Source organism: Ralstonia sp. 25C (assembly GCF_051904805.1).
Classification (GTDB): Bacteria; Pseudomonadota; Gammaproteobacteria; order Burkholderiales; family Burkholderiaceae; genus Ralstonia.
This window is the reverse complement of record NZ_CP196737.1, coordinates 1,676,234-1,697,035: the sequence shown is the minus strand read 5'-3', so window position 1 is coordinate 1,697,035 and position 20,802 is coordinate 1,676,234. Positions and strand designations below refer to the sequence as shown.

The 20,802-nt window shown below is 65.2% G+C and carries 19 protein-coding genes; 7 read left to right on the top strand and 12 right to left on the bottom strand.

Annotated features, from left to right (window positions below):
• Window positions 1-32: 32 nt before the first annotated feature.
• Window positions 33-977 carry an alpha/beta hydrolase family protein gene (locus tag ACS7SF_RS07905; RefSeq protein ID WP_439892413.1) on the top strand — a complete coding sequence of 315 codons (945 nt, stop codon included), beginning with the start codon at window positions 33-35 and terminating at the stop codon, window positions 975-977.
• Here the strand turns inward: ACS7SF_RS07905 and ACS7SF_RS07900 are convergent.
• On the bottom strand, window positions 965-1,774 hold the full coding sequence (locus ACS7SF_RS07900; protein ID WP_439892412.1) for a MipA/OmpV family protein: 810 nt from the start codon (window positions 1,772-1,774) through the stop codon (window positions 965-967). The genes ACS7SF_RS07905 and ACS7SF_RS07900 overlap by 13 nt on opposite strands.
• A 193-nt stretch (window positions 1,775-1,967) precedes the next feature.
• Here ACS7SF_RS07900 and ACS7SF_RS07895 point away from each other — a divergent pair, with 193 nt between their 5' ends.
• On the top strand, window positions 1,968-2,708 hold the full coding sequence (locus ACS7SF_RS07895; RefSeq protein ID WP_439892411.1) for a response regulator: 741 nt from the start codon (window positions 1,968-1,970) through the stop codon (window positions 2,706-2,708).
• A gap of 3 nt (window positions 2,709-2,711) precedes the next feature.
• On the top strand, window positions 2,712-4,010 hold the full coding sequence (locus ACS7SF_RS07890) for an ATP-binding protein (protein ID WP_439892410.1): 1,299 nt from the start codon (window positions 2,712-2,714) through the stop codon (window positions 4,008-4,010).
• Here ACS7SF_RS07890 and ACS7SF_RS07885 read toward each other — a convergent pair.
• Window positions 4,007-4,819: an AraC family transcriptional regulator gene (locus tag ACS7SF_RS07885; protein ID WP_439892409.1), complete on the bottom strand. Its 813-nt coding sequence runs from the start codon at window positions 4,817-4,819 to the stop codon at window positions 4,007-4,009. The genes ACS7SF_RS07890 and ACS7SF_RS07885 overlap by 4 nt on opposite strands.
• A gap of 221 nt (window positions 4,820-5,040) precedes the next feature.
• On the opposite strand from ACS7SF_RS07885, the gene ACS7SF_RS07880 reads away from it, so the two are divergent.
• A complete protein-coding gene (locus tag ACS7SF_RS07880) occupies window positions 5,041-6,204 on the top strand; it encodes an ABC transporter substrate-binding protein (protein ID WP_439892408.1) in 1,164 nt (387 codons plus the stop codon).
• A gap of 564 nt (window positions 6,205-6,768) precedes the next feature.
• On the opposite strand, the gene ACS7SF_RS07875 is transcribed toward ACS7SF_RS07880, so the two are convergent.
• On the bottom strand, window positions 6,769-8,070 hold the full coding sequence (locus tag ACS7SF_RS07875; RefSeq protein ID WP_439892407.1) for an MFS transporter: 1,302 nt from the start codon (window positions 8,068-8,070) through the stop codon (window positions 6,769-6,771).
• Window positions 8,071-8,082: 12 nt separating this feature from the next.
• The gene (locus ACS7SF_RS07870; protein ID WP_439892406.1) at window positions 8,083-9,333 is read right to left on the bottom strand and encodes an AGE family epimerase/isomerase; all 1,251 of its coding nucleotides are present in this window, start codon (window positions 9,331-9,333) and stop codon (window positions 8,083-8,085) included.
• A gap of 214 nt (window positions 9,334-9,547) precedes the next feature.
• On the opposite strand from ACS7SF_RS07870, the gene ACS7SF_RS07865 reads away from it, so the two are divergent.
• Both ACS7SF_RS07865 and ACS7SF_RS07860 read left to right on the top strand, forming a co-directional pair.
• On the top strand, window positions 9,548-11,173 hold the full coding sequence (locus tag ACS7SF_RS07865; RefSeq protein ID WP_439892405.1) for a glucan biosynthesis protein: 1,626 nt from the start codon (window positions 9,548-9,550) through the stop codon (window positions 11,171-11,173).
• A gap of 68 nt (window positions 11,174-11,241) precedes the next feature.
• Window positions 11,242-11,694: an ankyrin repeat domain-containing protein gene (locus tag ACS7SF_RS07860; protein WP_439892404.1), complete on the top strand. Its 453-nt coding sequence runs from the start codon at window positions 11,242-11,244 to the stop codon at window positions 11,692-11,694.
• A 64-nt stretch (window positions 11,695-11,758) separates the two neighbouring features.
• On the opposite strand, the gene ACS7SF_RS07855 is transcribed toward ACS7SF_RS07860, so the two are convergent.
• On the bottom strand, window positions 11,759-12,382 hold the full coding sequence (locus ACS7SF_RS07855) for a DUF1415 domain-containing protein (protein WP_439892403.1): 624 nt from the start codon (window positions 12,380-12,382) through the stop codon (window positions 11,759-11,761).
• Between the two features lie 196 nt (window positions 12,383-12,578).
• On the opposite strand from ACS7SF_RS07855, the gene ACS7SF_RS07850 reads away from it, so the two are divergent.
• The gene (locus ACS7SF_RS07850; RefSeq protein WP_439892402.1) at window positions 12,579-12,944 is read left to right on the top strand and encodes a hypothetical protein; all 366 of its coding nucleotides are present in this window, start codon (window positions 12,579-12,581) and stop codon (window positions 12,942-12,944) included.
• Between the two features lie 67 nt (window positions 12,945-13,011).
• Here ACS7SF_RS07850 and glpK read toward each other — a convergent pair whose 3' ends face one another.
• The 7 genes from glpK to ACS7SF_RS07815 all read right to left on the bottom strand — a co-directional run bounded on the left by glpK (window position 13,012) and on the right by ACS7SF_RS07815 (window position 20,727).
• The gene (gene glpK / locus ACS7SF_RS07845) at window positions 13,012-14,508 is read right to left on the bottom strand and encodes a glycerol kinase GlpK (RefSeq protein WP_439892401.1); all 1,497 of its coding nucleotides are present in this window, start codon (window positions 14,506-14,508) and stop codon (window positions 13,012-13,014) included.
• 111 nt (window positions 14,509-14,619) lie between these two features.
• On the bottom strand, window positions 14,620-16,356 hold the full coding sequence (locus ACS7SF_RS07840; RefSeq protein WP_439892400.1) for an ABC transporter substrate-binding protein: 1,737 nt from the start codon (window positions 16,354-16,356) through the stop codon (window positions 14,620-14,622).
• A 145-nt stretch (window positions 16,357-16,501) separates the two neighbouring features.
• On the bottom strand, window positions 16,502-16,783 hold the full coding sequence (locus tag ACS7SF_RS07835) for a DUF2160 domain-containing protein (RefSeq protein WP_439892399.1): 282 nt from the start codon (window positions 16,781-16,783) through the stop codon (window positions 16,502-16,504).
• A gap of 22 nt (window positions 16,784-16,805) precedes the next feature.
• Complete coding sequence (locus tag ACS7SF_RS07830) at window positions 16,806-17,633, bottom strand: carbohydrate ABC transporter permease (protein ID WP_439892398.1); 828 nt, start codon at window positions 17,631-17,633, stop codon at window positions 16,806-16,808.
• Entirely contained in the window at window positions 17,626-18,516 is an 891-nt protein-coding gene (locus tag ACS7SF_RS07825) for a carbohydrate ABC transporter permease (RefSeq protein WP_439892397.1), read from the bottom strand. The genes ACS7SF_RS07830 and ACS7SF_RS07825 overlap by 8 nt, the downstream gene beginning before the upstream one ends.
• Entirely contained in the window at window positions 18,513-19,622 is a 1,110-nt protein-coding gene (locus ACS7SF_RS07820) for an ABC transporter ATP-binding protein (RefSeq protein ID WP_439892396.1), read from the bottom strand. The genes ACS7SF_RS07825 and ACS7SF_RS07820 overlap by 4 nt, the downstream gene beginning before the upstream one ends.
• Window positions 19,609-20,727 (bottom strand): ABC transporter ATP-binding protein, encoded by a 1,119-nt coding sequence (locus ACS7SF_RS07815; RefSeq protein ID WP_439892395.1) that lies wholly within the window; start codon window positions 20,725-20,727, stop codon window positions 19,609-19,611. The genes ACS7SF_RS07820 and ACS7SF_RS07815 overlap by 14 nt, the downstream gene beginning before the upstream one ends.
• Window positions 20,728-20,802 lie beyond the last annotated feature (75 nt).

The window sequence follows — 20,802 nt, the reverse complement described above, 5'->3', positions numbered from 1 at the left end:
GCCTCCATCCCGACACCGCAGCGGAGTGCCTCATGCAGCGCGAGCCGATCGATTACCCCGCCGACGCCCTCCCCACCCGCGAAGACCACGTACGCACCGCCGACGGCTGGACGCTGCCCGTTACGGTCACCAGCCCCGGCTTGGGCTCGCACGGCACGGTGGTGATCTGCTCCGCGCTGGGCGTGCCGCGCCAGTTCTACGCCGCCTTTGCGCGGGCGCTGTGCCTAGCGGGCTGGCGCACCGTCACGTTCGACTATCGCGGCATTGGCGAGGCACAGGCCAGCGGCCCGGGCACCCCGCGCTTTGCCGACTGGGGCCGGCAGGACATCGACGCGGTGCTGAAGTGGGTTCACGACACGCTCGTCCCCGAAGGTTGCGACGGTCGCAAGCTGGTGGTGCTCGGGCACAGCGCGGGTGGGCAACTGGCCGGGCTGGCGCCGCATATCGTGCATGCGGATGCACTGGTGCAGGTGGCGTCGCCGCTGGCGAACGTACGCGGATGGCCGTGGCAGGGCGCCTTGGGGCGGCTGCCGTTTGCGTGGCTGCTGCATGTGCGCATTCCCCTGGCGGTGGCACGCGTGCGCGGCGGCATGCTGCCGCTGGCGGACGTGGGCATGGGGCCGATGTCGATTCCCGCGCGCATCCTCGGCGATTGGGCGGCCTTGGCTCGCCGACGCGGCTATCTGTTTGCGCCACGCGCCGGGCTGGACACCCGCCGTTATGCGCGCCTCAACGTGCCGCTGCTCGCCTGGGGGTTTGACGATGACCCGCTGGCGCCAGCGCAAGCCATCGACGCGCTGGTGGCGCGCTTTCCTGCCGCGCGCATCACGCGGCGGCAGATCGGCGGCGCCGCGCTGGGCAGCAAGGGTGTCGGTCACATGGGCTTTTTCCGATCGTCGTTCGGGGCGCCGTGGTGGCGCGAAACCGTGGCGTGGCTCGACACCGGCGTCCGCACGCAGAACGCTCAGAACGTATAGGCGATGCCTGTGCCGACGAAGTAGCCCTGCTTGTTCTGCACGATCGGGCTCTTGGCGGCATTGCCGAGCAGGCGCGATGTGCCGACGGACGTGCGCAATGCCCAGTGGCTTGAGAAGGTGTGGGTCCACGCCATCGTCACGGACGCGGCCTGCAGGCCACCGTTGGTCGAATACTCCGCAAAACCGCTGTTGGCCGATTGGTCAGCCGTCACGCCAAAGTACGTCTGCATGTACTTGCGCGAACCGAAATGCAGGCTCGGGTTCACGGTGATCTTGTCGGTGCCCCAGCTGACCACCGGCGTGTTCAGGTCAATGTGGCCGGACCAGCCGCGCTCGCGGTGGGTGAGCGGCACTTCCAGCGTGGCGCTGGCGGTGGTCTCGCCGACGATCTTGCTGCCCAGCGTGAAGACGCCCAGCAGCGAGCCCTTGACGTTGCCCATGCCCTTCAGGTGGTCGGAGCCCGGACGGCCGAAGACGTTGTGGTCGGCCCGGCCGGGGTCGTAAGACAGCGCGCCCGAGGCGAACATGCCGTTCAGAAAGCGGATGGAATATCCCGCGCCGCCCTGAAATGGGTCAATGAACCAGCCGTTGCCGAAATCCGCCCGCAGGCCGGGGCCGCCGCTAAAGGTGGTCTCTTTGCTGCCGGCATAGCGCGGGCGAGCGCCCACATTGAGTGACACCGTGTACGAAGCCTCCTCGGCATACGCCGCAGAAGGCGACCCCCACAACGCAGAGAGCAGGGTGAGAGACAAAACCGTCAGGCGTGGAGCCAGACGCAGGGGGAGACGTAGATGCACGTTGGACCTCTTGTTGGATCTCTGGAGAGAGAGCCCGCAGTCTGGCGAGGTCCGCCACGCACGTCTGTCTGGAAATTGCCGGGAAGTTGTGCGCAATTGTGCGCGAGTGTTTTCAAGTTTCTGCACCACACCCATTGGCAAGCCAGTGCGCATACACTGCGCGCCATCAGAAAAACAACGGGGCGAATGGACGATGACGGCGATCACCGATGGGACGCTCAAGACCAAGGTGCTGCTGATCGAAGACGACGACCGCCTTGCGCAGCTCGTCAGCGAATACCTGGGCAACTACGAATTTGCCGTGGAAGTGGTGCGCCGTGGCGACATTGCCGTGGCTGCCGTGCGCGAGCACCAGCCGGCGCTGGTGATCCTGGACCTGATGCTGCCCCACATGGATGGCATGGAAGTGTGTCGGCGCATCCGCGCGTTTTCGCGCGTGCCGGTGCTGATCCTGACCGCGCGGGTGGATACGTACGACCAGGTGGCGGGCCTCGAGATCGGCGCCGACGACTACGTGCTCAAGCCCATCGAGCCGCGCCTGCTGGTGGCGCGCGCCCGAGCGCTGTTGCGTCGTGCCTCGCCGACCCTGTCGACGTCGGAGCCGGACCTGCCGCGGGACGACTCGCTCGTCTTTGGCGAGCTCACCATCTCGCCGCCGAACCGCGCCGTGACATGGCGCGGGCAGTCGGTCGATCTCAAGACGGCCGAGTTCAACCTGCTGGTGATCCTCGCGCGTGCCGCCGGCACCGTGCTCAGCCGCGACGACATCCTCAAGCAACTGCGCGGCATCGAATTCGATGGGCTGGACCGTACGGTCGATTCCGGCATCTCGCGCCTGCGCCGCCGCTTTGGCGACGCCTCGCCCGAGCCACACAAGATCAAGACGATTTGGGGCCGCGGCTATCTCTTCAGCCCATCGGCGTGGGAAGACTGAACGATGATCCGCTCCCTGATCAAGCTCTACGTGATGGTGCTGCTGGCCGCTGCGCTGGCGGTGTTCGCCGTCAACCGATCGTTTGTCTGGATGTTCCACGACACCGTCACGCAGGGCGAGCGCGAGGTGCGCAAGGGCTATGCCTTCGTGTTGCAGGACTATCTGGATCGTGCCCCCGGTGGGGACCGTGCCGCCGCCGTCGCGCGCCTGAACCAGAACGCCTGGGAGCGATTCGATTTCGTCGAGCCGGCCGCGGTGCCCACGCTGTCGGCCGAGCAGCGTGACGACCTGGCCCACGGAAAGATGGTGTTGCAGACCAATGGGCGGGATTACTACCTGCCCCTGCATGACGGCAGCGTGTTGCACGCCTACAGCGCCGAGATTGACTACGGCCGCATCCGCGCCATTGCCTATGCGCTGATCGCCATCGCCGCGCTGGTGCCGCTGCTGCTGTGGGTATGGCTGCACTGGCGTGATCTGCGCACGCTGGAAGACGCCGCACGTGGCTTTGGCGCGGGCAAGCTGGCTACGCGGGCGCGCCTGAGCAAGCGTTCCAACGTGTACGGCCTGGCGCGCCAGTTCAACGAGATGGCCGAGCGCATTCAGGGCTCGATCCAGCACCAGCGCGAGATGATGAACGGTATCTCGCACGAGCTCAAAACGCCGATTGCGCGGCTGGAGTTCGGCATTGCACTGCTGCAGACGCCGGTGCCAGACGCGCAGCGTGCCACCCGTCTGGATGCCCTGCGCAGTGACGTACGCGAGCTGGATGAACTCGTGAGCGAACTGTTGGCCCTGAGCCGCCTGGAGCAGGGCGCCACCCATCTCGTGCTGATGCGCGTGGCGGTGGGGGAGTGGCTCGACAGCGTGGTCGCCAGCGTGGCCAACGACGTGGCCGACCGCCAGCTCAGCCTGACCGTGCAGACCGATGCAGCGCCTGCGTACCACGTGTGCGATCCACGCCTGCTGGCACGCGCGCTGCTCAACCTGATCCGCAATGCCGCGCGCTATGCGAGCAACACCATCACCCTGCGGGTTGAAGCCGGCCAAGCGGGTGCGCTTTGCGTGGTGGTGGAAGACGACGGCCCCGGCATCCCCGTGCCGGACCGTGCCCGCGTGTTTGAGCCCTTCCTGCGCTTGGATGCCAGCCGCGACCGGCACACCGGCGGGTTTGGCCTGGGCCTGGCGATTGTGCGGCGCATTGCGCTCGTACACGGCGGCGAAGTCCTGCTGGATGCGGCGCCCAGCGGCGGCGCACGCTTTACGGTATCGCTGCCTGCGATGCCCCTACCGCTGCTCTAGGGCGCTGCAGCCAAGGCGTTCTCCGCGCCCGGCCGATGCAGGAACGCGCTCGGGCTTTGCCCAAACGCCCGCCGGAACATCGCCGAAAACGCGCTCTGGCTGTTGTAGCCCAGCGTTTGCGCCACCTGCGCCAGCGGCATCCCCTGCGACATCATCGGGATGGCGCTGGCCAGCACCGCCTGCTGGCGCCATTGTGAAAAGCTCACGCCCAGCTCGTCGCGAAAACGCCGCGCCAGCGTGCGCGTGCTCGCGCCCACGTCACGCGCCAGATCGTCGAAGGTGAGCGCCGAGCCTGGGTCGGCCATCACGCGTTCGCACAGGGTGCGCAGGCGTTTGTCGGCGGGCATGGGCAGATCGAGCGGCAGCGGGGCGCTGCGGCGCAGCTCGTCCAGGATGAGCGCGGCCAGCGCCTGCTCGCGCTCGGGCGGCAGTGGCTGGCGCACGTCCATCGCGGCAATCAGTTCGCGCAGCAGCGGCGAGACCTCCATGACCCGGCATTCAGCCAGCGTGCCCGTCACCACGGACGGATCGGCATATAGCGTGCGCAGAAACGCGGCCTCCACCACCCACACCTCGTGCTCGATGCCGGGCGGAATCCAGATCGCCCGCGAGGGTGGCACCACCCAGGCCGTGTCGCCGGCTTGCACGCGCAGCACGCTGTTGTGGCTGTACGCCACCTGTGCCCACGGGTGCGTGTGACGCGGAAAGCGCGTGTTGGCCTCCATCTGGCGCGTGTACAGCCGCACGGGGTGCGCGAGCGATGGCGGCGTGCGGCCTTCAACATCGGAGGGCAGAATGCGCTGCGACATGGTGGCAAGGGGGTGGCGTGGGAGGTTTGCGACAGAACGATCGAGCGAGTCTAAAACGCCCCCGCCAGGACTTGTCGAAGCCCCTGCCCGATGGCAGGCTATCGACCTCGCGGGGCAATGTCTCGCGCGATCAGAACAACAAAAGTGAGCCGCCATTGGCACAGCCGGGCGGTTTCGACAAAACGCCGCCGCCCACGAGGCCGCGGTGAAGGGTGCTAGGAATGCAAACGGGAAATCACGCGCGCTGCCGGGATGCGCGCTGGCGCCGGCCTCTGGCTGCCGCATTGACGCTCTGCGCCGTGCTTGCGGCGCCGGCCGTCCGCGCCGATATCAGCATCATCCAGTCATTGCCGCTGACGGGCTCGCAGGCCGCCACGGGGCGCGCGCTCAATGCCGGCGCGCGGCTGTACTTCGACTGGCTCAATCTCGACGGCGGCATCAACGGCGAAACCATCCGCCTGGTCGCCCGCGACGACGAGCAGAAAGTCGAGCAGACCCTGCGCAACGTGCGCGACATGGCCAAGATCGACAACCCCGTGGCCGTACTGACCGTGGTCGGTACCGCCAACGTGGAAGCGCTGATGCGCAATGGCGTGCTGGCCGAAGCCGGTCTGCCGCTGGTCGGCCCCGCCACGGGCGCCTCCAGCATGACGAGCGACCCGCTGGTCTTCCCCATCAAGGCCAGCTACCAGCAGGAGATCGACAAGATGGTCGGCGCGCTGGTCACCATTGGCGTGACGCGTATCGGCGTGCTGTATCAGGACGATGCGCTGGGTAAGGAGGCGCTGGGCGGCGTGGACCGCACGCTCAAGGCACACAAGCTGGCCATTGCTGCCACGGCTTCGTACCCACGCAACACGGCAGCGGTTGGGCCGGCGGTGGACAAACTGCTCGGCGCCGATGTACAGGCGGTCTTTCTGGGCGCCACGGCGGAGCCGGCCGCGCAGTTCGTCAAGCAATACCGGGCGCGCGGTGGCGGTGCGCAATTGCTGGGGCTGTCGTCGATCGACCCCACCATCCTGCTCAAAGTGGCTGGCATTGATGCCGTGCGCGGCTACTCGCTGGCGATGGTGATGCCCAACCCCGGCAAGAGCGTGAACCCCGTCATCCGCGAATTCAACCGGGCGCGTACCGCCGTGGGGGCCAAGGACGTGGAGTTGTCGTTCCGCGCGATCGAAGGGTTTGTCGCCGCCAAGGTGCTGGCGGAAGCCGTGCGCCGCGCTGGCCCCAAGCCCACGCGCGAGCAGGTGCGCCGTGAGCTTGCCCACCTGCGCAACTTTGATGTGGGGGGCGGGTTTATGGTCGACTTCTCTGATCGGACGCGGCCGGGCTCGCACTATGTGGAGTTGGGGGTGGTGGGGCCGAATGGGTTGGTGATTCAGTAACGCGGTGGGGCTGCGTTTGTTTTGGTTTTGGCCCAGGTGGTCCATCCCTTGTTTCATCCCCTGCCGGGGCTGAGTCACTTTCTTTGGTCTTGCCCAAAGAAAGTAACCAAAGAAATGCGCGCCCGAGATGGCGACCCATCCCTTGAATTTCCGTAACCGGGCGGAGATGGGGAAAACTCGCTTCGCTCAGACAGTTCCCCATCTTTTTTCCGCCCGCTTACGAAAATTCAAGGCGCCATCAAGGGCAGGAACGTCAAAAGAAAAAGGCCAACCCATCGTGAGGTTGGCCTTGTCGTTTGGGCTGGTGCTCCGAGGGTTTGGCTTTTGTCCTTTGACTTTCCCTGCCCTATGCGGCGCCTTTCTTTGCTTACTTTCTTTGGCAAGACAAAGAAAGTGAGTCGCCCCCGGCAGGGGGTGAAAAGGAAGTGCACCACCAAGCCCCGCCCCGGCAGGGGATGAAACAAGGGATGCACCACCGCAAAAAAAATCCCTCCAGAAAGCCCAAAGCAAAACGCCCCTCAGAGGAAACCCTCCGAGAGGCGTTCATTCATACAAGAGGCTTAGTTAAGCAGCGCGAGCAGCATCCGCACCATGCACATGCTTGCCGGCCGGCTTGACGATGGCCAGCGTGGCCACCAGACCGCACAGCGCGGCAAACGACACCCACACGCCCGGCATCGCCTTGTTGCCCGTCTCGTGGATCAGCCACGTGGCAATCGCGGGGGTGAAGCCGCCGAAGATGGCCGTGGCCAGGCTGTACGCCAGCGAGAAGCCGGTGGTGCGCACTTCCGGCGGCATGATCTCGGTGAGCGTGACGACCATCGCGCCGTTGTAGCTGCCGTACAGGAACGACAGCCACAGCAGCACGATCAGCATGTGGGAGAACGACGGCGCCGCCACCAGCCACTGCATGGCCGGGTAGGCCGTCAGCAGCATCAGCACGGTAAAGAGAATCAGCAGCGGTTGACGGCCGACACGGTCAGACACCGCGCCCATCACCGGCAGCCAGAAGAAGTTGGAGGCACCCACGCACAGCGTGACGATCAGGCTGTCGAAATCCGACAGGTGCAGCACGCTCTTGCCGAAGGTCGGCGTGTAGGCGGTGATCAGGTAGAACGACACCGTGGTCATCACCACCATCAGCGTGCCGGCGCCCACCAGGCGCCAGTTCTGGCCCATCGAGCGGAACACGGCGGCCAGGTCCGGACGGTGCTTGCGCTTCTGGAACTCTTCCGTCTCTTGCAGCGAGCGGCGGATGATGAACAGGAACGGCACGATCAGGCAGCCGACGAGGAACGGCACGCGCCAGCCCCAGGCGCTCATCTCAGACGGCGGCAGCAGCGACGACATCAGCACGCCCAGCAGCGCGGCAAACATCACCGCCACCTGCTGGCTGGCCGATTGCCAGCTCACGAAGAAGCCCTTCTTGCCCGGGGTGGAAATCTCCGCCAGGTAGACCGACACCCCGCCCAGTTCCACGCCGGCCGAGAAGCCCTGCAGCAACCGGCCGATCAGCACCAGCAGCGGTGCCGCCAGCCCGATGGTGGCGTAGCCCGGCACCAGCGCGATCAGCAAGGTGCCGCACGCCATCAGCGCCAGCGTGACGATCAGGCCCACGCGTCGGCCGTGACGGTCGATGTAGGCGCCCAGGAAGATCGCGCCCAGCGGCCGCATCAGGAAGCCGGCGCCAAAGGTCACCAGCGACAGCATCAGCGAGAGGAACTCGTTGCCGGCCGGGAAGAAGGTGTCGGCAATGGCCTTGGCGTAGTAGCCGTAGACCATGAAGTCGTACATCTCCAGGAAGTTGCCGCTGACCACCCGGAAGATGGCGCGGGCCTTGGATTCGTTGGGGTTGTGGTTATGCATGATGTGTCTCACTCAACAGCTTGGGGTATTGCATGAAGATGAGGCGGACAGCGTTGCGCGGGCTGCCTCATAGAACGTGGTGATGTGGTACGGGGTGCTCGACGGCATGTCGGTGCGCAGGCGCTGGCCGGTGGCGTCGATGACTTCATGCCAGCCGTGGGCGTGCAGGAAGCGCGCCGACCACGCTGGCAGCAGGCGCGCCAGCATGGCGCCCTGTGTTTCGGTGCACAGCGCGAGTGCGCGGCCGTATTCGGTCTGGGCCCAGATGCGCTGGGTGGTGTCGCGCGGCGTGCCGTCCAGGTTCAGCGACAGGCAGACGCCTTGCGTCTCGGCATCCACGCCCAGGCGGCAGGCAGCATCCACCGCCCGGCCGAGGGTCTCGGCCAGTTGGCGGCCGGCGTCCGAGCGGGTGAACACGTCGGCATGTGCACGCACGAGGTAGAACCACTCGAACTGGTGGCCGGGCTCGATGCGGTTGTCCGCACTCGACTCGTCGATGGGTAATTCAGTGATGCTGCCCGTGCGCGGCTCGATGAAGCGCGCCAGGATGCCCTCGGCCAGGGTACGCACGCCGGCCTCGGCCCAGGCGGGCGGTTCGTCCAGCGCGGCGGCGGCCAGGTAGGCCTCAGTCAGGTGCATCACTGGGTTCTGCGCGACACCGCCCCGGGTCTCGGTAAAGGTGGCGTCCATCGCGGCCACCGGCAGCGGTGTTGTGCCCGATTCACCAGCGGCGCGCACAAAGCGCTGCGCGATCACATTGTGTGCGTCGTGCATGAGCGCGGCGGCGCGTGGGTCGTCGCTGACGGCCAGCCAGTGCGCAGCAGCAAACAGCACGAAGGCGTGGGTATACAGGTCTTTGCTGGTGTCTTGGGGCGCCAGGGCGCTGTCGATCGAGAACACCCAGCCGCCGTGGATGGTGTCGCGAAAACGTGTGTCCAGCGCATGGCACAGCGCAGCAGCGCGCTCGGCACAGAGATCGCGGTGTTTGGCGGAAAGCTGCGTCGCGCGGGCAAATGTATACAGCTGCCGGGCGCAGGCCATGGCCCGGTAGCGGGTCGTGGAGGCGGGCACCAGCGCGTCGTTTTCCACGACGAGTGCCTCATAGCAGAGACCCGCCTGCGCGTTCCAGCCCGGCCCGAGCCACATGGGCAGCAGGACGTCGTCGTAATAGCGGTCGAACGCCTCCAGGGCCGTGGCCGCCGCTGTCGCGGGGGACGGTTCGGCAACGCCGGCAAGCGGTAGCGTGGAAGACAGTGGAAGCATGTGCGCCGTGAGAATCGTGGCGGAGTGGGCCTGAATCTTAGGCCCCAGGCCCGGTAGGGCGTAGATTGTGCGCCAATTGAAGGATAGGCGCCACGCGGGGTGCGTGGAATCCCAATTGCGCCGCAGGGTTGTGGGTCCAATGAAAGCTTTCTGTCGGATGCTGCCTGGGCGGGGGATGTGCCACACTGCATGGACTCTGGCTCCGCCTTGATCCATGCATCGTCGCGACCTGCTCAAGCAGTTGGCCGCCGGGCTGCTCGCCCTGGCGCCCGGTGTCCCCCGTTGCGCCACGCCCGGCGCCACCCCCCGCGCCACGCCCGGCGTGCCGGAACCCTTTGATGAGACCCGCCTGCTAGCGCGCGCCCGGGCCCTGGCGGATCGGCCATATCGCCGCCGCAGCACGCAGTTGCCGCCACCGCTAGCCGCGCTCGACTGGGACGGCTATCAATCCATCGGCTACCGCGCCGATCACGCCTTGTGGGCCGGGCAGCACCTGCCGTTCGAGGCCCGCTTCTTCCACCTGGGGCTGTTCTTCAAATCGCCGGTGCGCATGCACGAAGTCGTGGACGGGCAGGCGCGCCTGATCGCCTACGACCCGGCCATGTTCGACTACGGCCGCAGCGGGCTGGACCACCAGTCGCTGCCGGCCGATCTCGGCTTTGCGGGCTTTCGGCTGACCACCAAGGCTGATCCGACGCGCGATGTGGCCGCGTTCCTGGGCGCGAGCTACTTCCGCGCGGTGGGCGGGCAGTGGCAATACGGCATGTCGGCGCGCGGGTTGGCGATCGACACGGGGCTGCCACGCGCGGAAGAGTTTCCCGATTTCACCGAATTCTGGTTGGTGCGCCCGCCGGCGGATGCCGAGGTGTTGCGCGTCTATGCCTTGCTCGATTCGCCCAGCGTGGCGGGCGTCTACCGCTTTGACATCCGCCCGGGCGACACGCTGGTGATGGACGTGCGCACCACGCTCTACGTGCGCAAGCCGATTGAGCGGCTAGGCATCGCGCCGCTGACCAGCATGTTCCTCTACGGCGAAAACGACCGCACCGACCGCGCCGGAGATCGCCGCAGCGCGGCCCGACGCTGGCATGCGTCGGACTGGCGCCCGGAAATTCACGATTCGGATGGACTGGCCATCTGGCGCGGGTCGGGCGAGTGGATCTGGCGGCCGCTCGCCAACCCGCCCGCGCTGCGCAGCCAGCGTTTTGCCGACGACAGCCCGCGCGGCTTCGGCCTGCTGCAGCGCGACCGCAATCCCGATCACTATCAAGACGACGGCGTGTTCTACGAGAAGCGCCCCAGCGTCTGGGTCGAGCCCACGCATGACTGGGGCGAGGGTGCGGTCGAACTGGTCGAACTGTCGGCCAATGACGAGACGTTCGACAACATCGTTGCGTTCTGGCGGCCGGCGGTGGCGCCGCGTGCGGGGCAGGAACTGGCGTTCGGCTATCGGCTGACGTGGGGGGCGCAGCCTGCTGCGGCTTCGCCGCTGGCACGTGTTGTCGCCACGCGCACGGGGATCGGCGGTGTTGTCGGGCAGCCCCGCAAATATTTCTCCTGGCGGTTTGTGGTGGATTTTGCGGGTGGGGAGTTGTCGCGCTTGGGGCGTAGTACCGCAGGTTCCACCGTGGAGCCGGTCATTCGCGCCTCGCGGGGGCGGGTGGAGATTGCTTCGGCGCGGCCGCTAGTCAGTATTGATGGCGTGCGGGCGATGTTTGATGTGGTGCCGGATGCGAGCAATGCGCCGATTGAGTTGTCGCTGACGTTGCAGTCTGGGGAAAGGTTGCTTTCGGAGACGTGGGTGTATCAGTGGACGCCGCCGGGGGATCGGGCGGTTTGAACGTTACTGATTCAGTAGCCTGAGATGCCAGCGAGATTAAGAAAAAGCCTTTGTACAAGTGAGGTCTTGTGATTGATCGGGTGTTGAACAGATATTCCCGCCACGTCGAATTTCTCGGAGATGAGCTGAGGGACGTCGCACAAATAGGCGCATTTGGATCGCAAGTCCTGCACTTAGCCTCCTTCGCCAATCGCTGCGAGGATATTGATGAGCTCATCCAAGCTGGTGCGGATGTCAATGCGATAGGTGATCTCGGCCTCAGACCGCTCCACTATGCGGTCCTAGGGGGAGGTCCAGAGGCTATTCACGTTCTTCTGCTTAAAGGCGCAGACATATGCGCTGAGAATGAATACGGTGAGACGCCAGCGCAAATGGCCCACGCGATGGGGCAGATGAGTATCGAACGCTTGATCTTGGGCGCGTGCGGGCAGCCTGTGTATGGTTTTGACGGGAGTAGCAGAGCAGGAGAGCGCTGGCAGGAGTTCAAGCTAATTCAGGAGCGCAATTTCTGGACTGACTAGTTGCTACGTATCTCAATCGAATCACATCAAGCAGGGAGCGATGCTGCGATCGCTTAGGAGTTGCTCAATCGAGCGACTTCTCGCTGAACTTCTCCGCCATCGCTGCCCAACCTTCTGGGCCTAGCTTCTCCATCGTCGCGATATTCCGTTCGTAGATGTCCGCTGCATCGGGTACGGCGGCTGCGGCGCGGGCGATGCTGTCTTCGCGCAGCAGGTGCAGGATGGGCGCGGGGGCGCGGTTGGTGGCGTTGGCGATGTCGCCTGGGTCGGCATCGGCAAAGACGAAGTCGGGGTGGAAGCTGGCGAGTTGCAATTCGCCTTCGTAGCCGGCTTTGGCGAGCAACGCCTCTGCACGCTCGGTCAGCGTATGGAAATCGAAGAAGTCGGCCAGGGCGGGGACGATCAGCAGGGTGGTGTCGATTTCGCTGGCGGGGGTGGTGTGCAGCAGGTCGGCTTCGGCACGCAGGTGGTCGAGTACGTCGCCGTCCATGGTGGCGCGGCTGACGACATAGCGGACCTGGCGTTTGACGTGGACGGCCTTGGCGAAGGGGCACAGGTTCAGGCCGATGACTGCGTCTTCGAGCCAGCGCTGCACGCGGGCGACGTGGGCGGCGGCGGCGTTCTCGCTGAGGGGTAGGGCGTCGGCGGACGGGTCGAGCAGGGTGAAATCGGGGGTGGAATCAGGCACGGCGCAGCATCCTGGGAGAAACAGCGCGCAGTGTAGTGCATGGCCCGGGAGCGCTTCTTGCGCCACCAAAGGTGTTGTCTCTTGCAACGCTCCGGCACGTGATCTTTGATGCGCGCCGAGACCGTTTTTGTGGTGCGTTGCGCGCCGCTTGAGTGGTCAGACATTCCCGTGACTGTGTAAAAGAAGGAGCCCAACCATGATTGAACCGCGCCTGAAAACCGCCCTCGCCGTGGCCGCCACGCTTGCTGCGTCGGCTGCTTTCGCACAGATGACGCCGGCGCCGCAGACTTCGCCGCAGACGACCGGCACCGTGCAGGCCGCACCGCAAGGTGGACCGGCCACTTCGTCGTCCGACCCACTGGTGCAGAAGCGCATCGAGGACAAGGCGGCCAGCGATGAATACAAGGCCCGCAAGTCCGACGCCAAGGCTGCGTACAAGGAAGAAAAGAAGGCCGCGAAGGCCAACCGGAAGGCTGAACGGAAGGAGGCCCGTGCCGAGCGCAAGGAAGCCATGAAGGAACAAGGCGGCCCTGCGCAGACGCCGAATAGCGAAGGCAAGTAAGCCGTTCGCTGCACCATGAAGAAAGGTGACCCGAGGGCCGCCTTTTTTCTGGCTGCTACGTTGGGCTTCAGTGCCCGCGCATGGTCGGCAGGCGGACCTGCGCGACGGCCATTTCCCACTGGGCGATGCGGTGCGCGGCTTCGTCCCGGCTGATGACCGGGTGGAAGGTGCGCGAGGCGCGCCATTGCTGCGCGACCTCCGCTTCATCGCGGTAGAAGCCGGTGGCGATGCCGGCCAGGTACGCGGCACCCAGTGCCGTGGTCTCGATGATCTCTGGGCGCACGACTGGGATGCCTAGGAGATCCGCCTGGAACTGCAGCAGCAGGTTGTTGGCCGAGGCACCGCCATCCACGCGCAGTTCCGAGATGGTGGAGACGGCATCGCGCGTCATGGCCTGCAGCAGCGCGGTGCTTTGGAACGCGATCGACTCCAGCGCGGCCCGTGCGATGTGGCCGATGGTCGTGCCGCGCGACAGGCCGACGATGGCGCCTTGCGCGGTCGGGTCCCAGTACGGTGCGCCCAGGCCGGTGAAGGAGGGCACGAACACCACGCCGCCAGAATCGGGCACCGAGGCGGCCAAGCCTTCCACATCCGCCGAGCGCTGGATGGCGCGCAGGCCGTCGCGCAGCCACTGCACCACCGCGCCGCCGACGAACACGCTGCCTTCCAGCGCATAGCTGCGCTTGGTGCTGCTCTGGCAGGCGGCTGTGCTGATCAGGCCGTTGTGCGATTGCACCGCCTTGTCGCCCGTGTTGAGCAACATGAAGCAGCCGGTGCCGTAGGTGTTCTTAGCCATGCCGGGCTTGAAGCAGGCCTGGCCGAACAGGGCCGATTGCTGGTCGCCCGCAATGCCGCCAATGGTGAGCGAGGCACCGAGCCAGTCGGCATCGGTCTGCCCGAATTGATACGCCGACGGATGCACCTCAGGCAGCAAGCTCGGGTGGATGTCGAGCGCGCGCATGAGGTCTTCATCCCACTGGCCGGTGTGGATGTTCCACAGCATCGTGCGCGACGCGTTGGACACGTCGGTCACGTGCAGGCGGCCGCGCGTGAGTTGCCACACGATCCAGCTGTCGACGGTGCCGAAGGCGAGTTCGCCACGGGCGGCGCGCTCACGGGCGCCATCGACGTGGTCAAGAATCCAGCGCAGCTTGGTGGCGGAGAAGTAGGGGTCGATGACCAGGCCGGTGCGCTTGCGCACTTCGTCTTCCAGGCCTTCGGCGCGCAGGCGTTCGCAGATGCTCTCGGTGCGGCGGTCCTGCCACACGATCGCGTTGAAGATGGGTTTGCCGGTGGCGCGCTCCCACACCACGGTGGTTTCGCGCTGGTTGGTGATGCCCAGCGCGGCCATGTCGGCAGCGGTCAGCTTGGCTTGTTCGAGTGCGGCGCGGCAGGTGGCGAGCTGGCTGTTCCAGATGTCGAACGGGTCATGCTCGACCCAGCCGGGCTGCGGAAAATGCTGCGGAAACTCCTGCTGGGCACTGGCGACGATCTGGCCGGCGTGGTTGAAGACGATGGCGCGTGAGCTGGACGTGCCCTGGTCGAGTGCGAGGAGGTATTCCATAAGGCAGAAAAGAGTGACCGCCAGGCAAGACGAACTGGCCCGGCGGTAAGTGAAACGAATGCAGGCATGGTAGCCCGCCGGTCCCCTGTTGGCGACCGGCGGACACGCGAATTAACGCACCTTGCCAGCCTTCCAGGCGGCCAGCAGCTTGTCGTAAGCCACCGTCTCACCCTTCGGACGCTCGTTGTCGAGCTTCTTCCACGGGGCGTGCTCGGTCGACAGCCACTTGTTCGGATCGCTTTCCGGGTTCAGCTTGGGCGCGCAGTTCTTCATGCCGGCGCGCTGCAGGCGACCCATCACCTGGTCCATTTCCTTGGCCAAGTTGTCCATGGCGGCTTGCGGGGTCTTCTCCGCGGTCACGGCCGTGGCGACGTTTTTCCACCAGAGCTGGGCCAGCTTCGGATAGTCGGGCACGTTGTTGCCGGTCGGCGTCCAGGCCACGCGGGCCGGGCTGCGGTAGAACTCGATCAGGCCGCCGTACTTGGCTGCGTTCTTGGTGAAGTAGTCGCTGTGGATGTCCGAATCACGAATGAACGTGAGGCCAGTGATCGACTTCTTGAGCGACACCGTCTTCGACGTGACGAATTGGGCGTACAGCCACGCAGCCGAGCGGCGCTCGAACGGGGTGGACTTGAAGAACGTCCACGAACCGACGTCCTGGTAGCCGTTCTGCATGCCGTCCTTCCAGTACGGGCCGTGCGGCGACGGGGCCATGCGCCACTTGGGCGAGCCGTCGGTGTTCACGACCGGGCCCGGCTTGGTCATCGGCGCGGTGAAGGCGCTGTACCAGAACACCTGCTGGGCGATGTGGCCTTGCGCGGGCACCGGGCCGGCTTCGTTGAAGGTCATGCCGGTCGCCTCGGGCGGGGCGTACTTCTTCATCCAGTCGATGTACTTGGTGAGCGCGTACACGGCGGCCGGGCTGTTGGTGGCACCGCCACGCGAGACCGATGCGCCCACCGGCGCGCAGTTTTCCGCACGGATGCCCCATTCGTCGACCGGCAGGCCGTTCGGGATGCCCTTGTCGGCGGAGCCGGCCATCGACAGCCACGCATCGGTAAAGCGCCAGCCCAGCGACGGGTCCTTCTTGCCGTAGTCCATGTGGCCGTAGACCTTCTTGCCGTCGAGCTCCTTCACGTCGTTGGTGAAGAAGTTGGCGATGTCTTCATAGGCCGTCCAGTTGACGGGCACACCCAGGTCGTAGCCGTACTTGGCCTTGAACTTGTCTTGCAGGTCCTTGCGGGCGAACCAGTCGGCGCGGAACCAGTACAGATTGGCGAACTGCTGGTCGGGCAGCTGATACAGCTTGCCGTCCGATGCGGTGGTGAAGCTGGTGCCGATAAAGTCTTTCAGATCCAGGCCCGGGTTGGTGAACTCCTTGCCTTCGCCGGTCATGTAGTCCGACAGCGGCATGATCACGCCGTAGCGGTAGTGCGTGCCGATCAGGTCGGAGTCGGAGATCCAGCCGTCGTAGATGCTCTTGCCGGATTGCATCGAGGTCTGCAGTTTTTCGACGACATCGCCTTCCTGCATGATGTCGTGCTTGACCTTGATGCCGGTGATCTCTTCAAACGCCTTGGCCAGCGTCTTCGATTCATAGGCATGCGTGTCGAGCGTTTCCGACACGACGTGGATCTCGGTCACGCCCTTGGCCTTGAGCTTGGCCGCGGCGTCGATGAACCACTTCATTTCCGCCAGTTGCTTGTCTTGCGACAGCGTGCTGGGCTGGAATTCGCTGCTGATCCACTTCTTGGCTTCGGCTTCGCCGGCGTGTGCTGCGCCGACAGCCAGGGCGCTTGCCAGTGCGATGGCACTGAACTGAAGCGTCATGCGCCAGGATGTTTTCATCGGTATCTCCTCGTGCTTTTGTTCTCCCCGCAGCGAAAACATCCGACATTCCGACGCGGGGAGCGTGGTGGAATGCGTGTGCCCGTCTGGGCGTGGAAGCGTCAACCCGTACTGACGCCCCCGGACCTACGAAACCGATTGCGCGTCAACCGCGCCACATGATCAGAACCAACACCACCATTGAGGCGATGAAGCCGCCCCAGGCACCGGTCTCTTCCGACGTGAGCCCGACCCACGCCAGGTTGATGTAGGCAGCGGTCAGCAGCCCGATGAAGAGGCGATCGCCGCGCGTGGTGGCAATGGGCAGAAAGCCCTTGCGCTCCACCGTCGGGCGGGTCACTTCCCACACCGTCATGCTGGCCAGCATCAAGGCGATGCAGCCAAAGAAAGTCGCCACTTCGGGCGTCCAGGCCATCCAGCTGAACATGGCTGTGTCTCCCGTTGTTCTTTTAGACGCGGCCCATCGCAAAACCCTTTGCGATGTAGTTCCGCACAAACCAGATCACCAGCGCGCCGGGAATGATCGTCAGCACACCGGCTGCCGCCAGCACGCCCCAGTCCATGCCCGAGGCCGATACCGTGCGCGTCATCACCGCCGTGATGGGTTTGGCATCGACCGAGGTGAGCGTGCGCGCCAGCAGCAGCTCCACCCAGCTGAACATGAAGCAGAAGAACGCCGTCACGCCCACGCCGGCCTTGATCAGCGGCAGGAAGATCTTCAGGAAGAACGCGGGGAAGCTGTAGCCGTCGATGTAGGCCGTTTCGTCGATCTCGCGCGGGATCCCCGACATGAAGCCTTCCAGAATCCACACCGCCAGCGGCACGTTGAACAGCATGTGCGCCAGCGCCACGCCCAGGTGGGTGTCCATCAGGCCGACCGTCGAATACAACTGGAAGAACGGCAGCAGGAACACCGCGGGCGGCGTCATCCGGTTGGTCAGCAGCCAGAAGAACATGTGCTTGTCGCCCAGGAAGCGGTAGCGCGAGAAGGCGTAGGCCGCCGGCAGCGCCACCACGGTCGAGAGCACCGTGTTCATCGTCACGTAGAGGATGGAGTTGATGTAACCCCAGTACCACGACGGGTCGGTGAAGATGATCTTGTAGTTGTCGAACGTGACGAGCTTCGGCCAGATCGAGAAGCCGGCCAGCGTCTCCTCGTTGGTCTTGAGCGACATGCTCAGCATCCAGTACAGCGGCAGCACGGCAAAGGCCACGTACACGACGAGCGTGATGGCGCGCGCGATCTTGCGCTGGCGTTCGCTTTGTTGATTACGCATGGTCGTCTCCCACGGCCGTGCTGGCACTGCCCATGCGCTGCATCCAGTTGTAGAGGACGAAGCAGAACAGCAGGATGATGAGGAAGTACACGATCGAGAACGCTGCTGCCGGGCCCAGATCGAACTGGCCGACCGCCTTCTGCGTCAGGTACTGCGACAGGAAGGTCGTGGCATTGCCGGGGCCGCCGCCGGTGAGCACGAACGGCTCGGTGTAGATCATGAAGCTGTCCATGAAGCGCAGCAGCACGCCGATCATCAGCACACCGCGCATCTTCGGTAGCTGGATGTAGCGGAACACGGCCAGGCGGCTCGCGCCGTCAATCTCGGCCGCCTGGTAGAACGCATCGGGAATCGAGCGCAGGCCGGCATACGCCAGCAGCGCCACCAGCGGCGTCCAGTGCCACACGTCCATGATCAGCACCGTGATCCACGCGTCGGACGAATGCGACGTGTAGTTGTAGTCAATGCCCAGTTGGTTGAGCCAGTAGCCGGCCAGACCGATGTCCGAGCGCCCGAAGATCTGCCAGATCGTGCCGACCACGTTCCAGGGAATCAGCAGCGGCATGGCGAGCACCACCAGCGCCGCCGACGCCTTCCAGCCCTTGGACGGCATTGACAGCGCCAGGCCGATGCCGAGCGGAATCTCCACTGCCAGCACGCACAGCGAGAAGATCAGCTGGCGGGTGAGGGCGTCCTGCAGATCGCCATCACGCAGGATCTGGCGGAACCAGTCCACGCCCACGAACACGTGCTGCTCGGGGCTGATGATGTCTTGCACCGAGTAGTTCACCACCGTCATCAGCGGCAGGATGGCGGAGAACGCCACGCACAGGAACACCGGCAGGATCAGGAACCACGCCTTGTTGTTGAGCGGCTTGTTCATCGGCCGATCCTCTCGTCGTCGGAGTAATACAGCGTCTGCGGCGCATCCAGGCGCAGCCACACGCGCGATTCGGTCACGCTCACTTCGTTGGGCAGCTTCGCCTTGATGGGCAAACCGACCGTGCCGTCGCCATTGCCGCCCAGACTGGCCGTCAGTAACTGGTGCGTACCCAGTTGCTGCACCTGATGCACATCTGCCGCCACGGTGCCGACTTCGCCCGGCGCGGCCAGTTGCACAAACTCCGGGCGGATGCCGAGCTTGAGCGAACCGTTTGCGTTCTTGAGCGTGGCCAGCGTGTCAGTGCTCACGGACAAGCGTTGGTCGCCCAGCGCAATTACGTCACCATCCACCGTCACCGGGTAGAGGTTCATGCCCGGGCTGCCGATGAAGTAGCCGACGAAGGTGTGGTCCGGCCGCTCGAACAGCGCTTCCGGCCCGCCTTGCTGCACGACCTTGCCTTCGGTCATGACGACCACTTCATCGGCAAAGGTCAGTGCTTCCACCTGATCGTGCGTCACGTAGATCAGCGTGAGCTTGAGTTGCTGGTGAATCTTCTTGAGCTGGCGGCGCAGTTGCCACTTCAGGTGCGGATCAATGACGGTGAGCGGCTCGTCGAACAGGATGGCCGCCACGTCCTTGCGCACCAGGCCGCGGCCCAGCGAGATCTTCTGCTTGGCATCTGCCGCCAGGCCGGAGGCGCGGCGCTTGAGTGCGTGTTGCAGCTCGAGGATCTCGGCCACTTCTTCCACGCGCTTCTTCACTTCGGCTTCCGGCGTCTTGCGGTTGCGCAGCGGGAAGGCGAGGTTGTCGAACACGGTCATCGTGTCGTAGATGACCGGAAACTGGAACACCTGGGCGATGTTGCGTTCGCGCGGGCTGGCGTGTGTCACGTCCTGGCCGTCAAACAGCACCTGACCCTCAGACGGAACCAGCAACCCCGAGATGATGTTCAGCAGCGTGGACTTGCCGCAACCCGACGGGCCCAGCAGTGCGTATGCCCCGCCGTCGCGCCACGTCATGTTCATCGGCTGCAGCGCGTAGTCCGACAGGTTTTGCGGATTGGGGCGGTAGCTGTGCCCCAGGTTGCGGAATTCAATGCGCGCCATGGGCACCTCCCTGCTTGGGCGCGCTCACCAGCTTGCCCGCTTCATCGAACAGGAACAGCTCGGCCGGATCGACAAACACGTCCAGCGCCGCACCCAGTTCGAACTCATGCACGCCCGGCAGCTGCGCGACCAGGCCGATGCTGTTCGACTGGCCGGCGGCATGCGCGCGCACGTGCAGATACGTCTCGGAACCCGACAGCTCGGCCAGTTCCACCGTGCCCGGCAGGGCAACGGCGCCACCGTTGCGCGGCGCCAGGCGGATATGGCTCGGGCGCAGGCCGATGCGGCAACGCGTGCCGGCCGCCATCGGTAGCGGGCGCGTCCACGGCACATCGATCCCTTGCGGAAGGCGGATGTGGTTGCCTTCCGTCACCGTGGCATCCAGCACGTTCATCGGCGGATCGTTGAAGATGGCCGCCGCGTTGACCGACACCGGCACTTCATACATGTCGAGCGTCGGGCCGTCCTGGAGCACGCGGCCTTCATGCATGACGACGGTGTGGCCGCCCAGGAGCAGCGCTTCCTGCGGCTCGGTGGTGGCGTACACCACGGTCGTGCCGCCATCGGCAAATAGCGACGCCAGCTCGGCCCGCAGTTCTTCGCGCAGCTTGTAGTCGAGGTTGACCAGCGGCTCGTCCAGCAGCACCAGCGGCGCACGCTTGACCAGCGCCCGCGCCAGCGCGCAACGTTGCTGTTGGCCGCCCGACAGCTCGGCTGGCAGGCGTTGCAGCAGGTGTTCGATATGCAGCTTGGCAGCCACGGCGCGCACGCGCGTATCGATCTCGCCCTTGTTGGTGCCCTGCAGACGCAGCGGCGACGCGATGTTGTCGTACACCGTCATCGCCGGGTAGTTGATGAATTGCTGGTACACCATCGCCAGATTGCGATCGCGTACGCCTACGCCCGTCACATCCTTGCCGTCGACCAGTACGCGGCCGGTGGTCGGCCGGTCCAGCCCGGCCATGATGCGCATCAGCGTGGTCTTGCCGGCCTGCGTCGGCCCGAGCAGCACGTTGATCGCGCCGGGCGCCAGCCGCAGGCTGGTCGGGTACAGATGTGTCTGCGCCCCGACCATGGCCGTAACCTGGTCCAGTTCCAGAATCAATTGTGTCTCCCGTCTTTGTACTTCTCTACAGCTTGATCTTTCGGGCCCCCCGGCCCGTGCGCTGCTTTGTCGCCA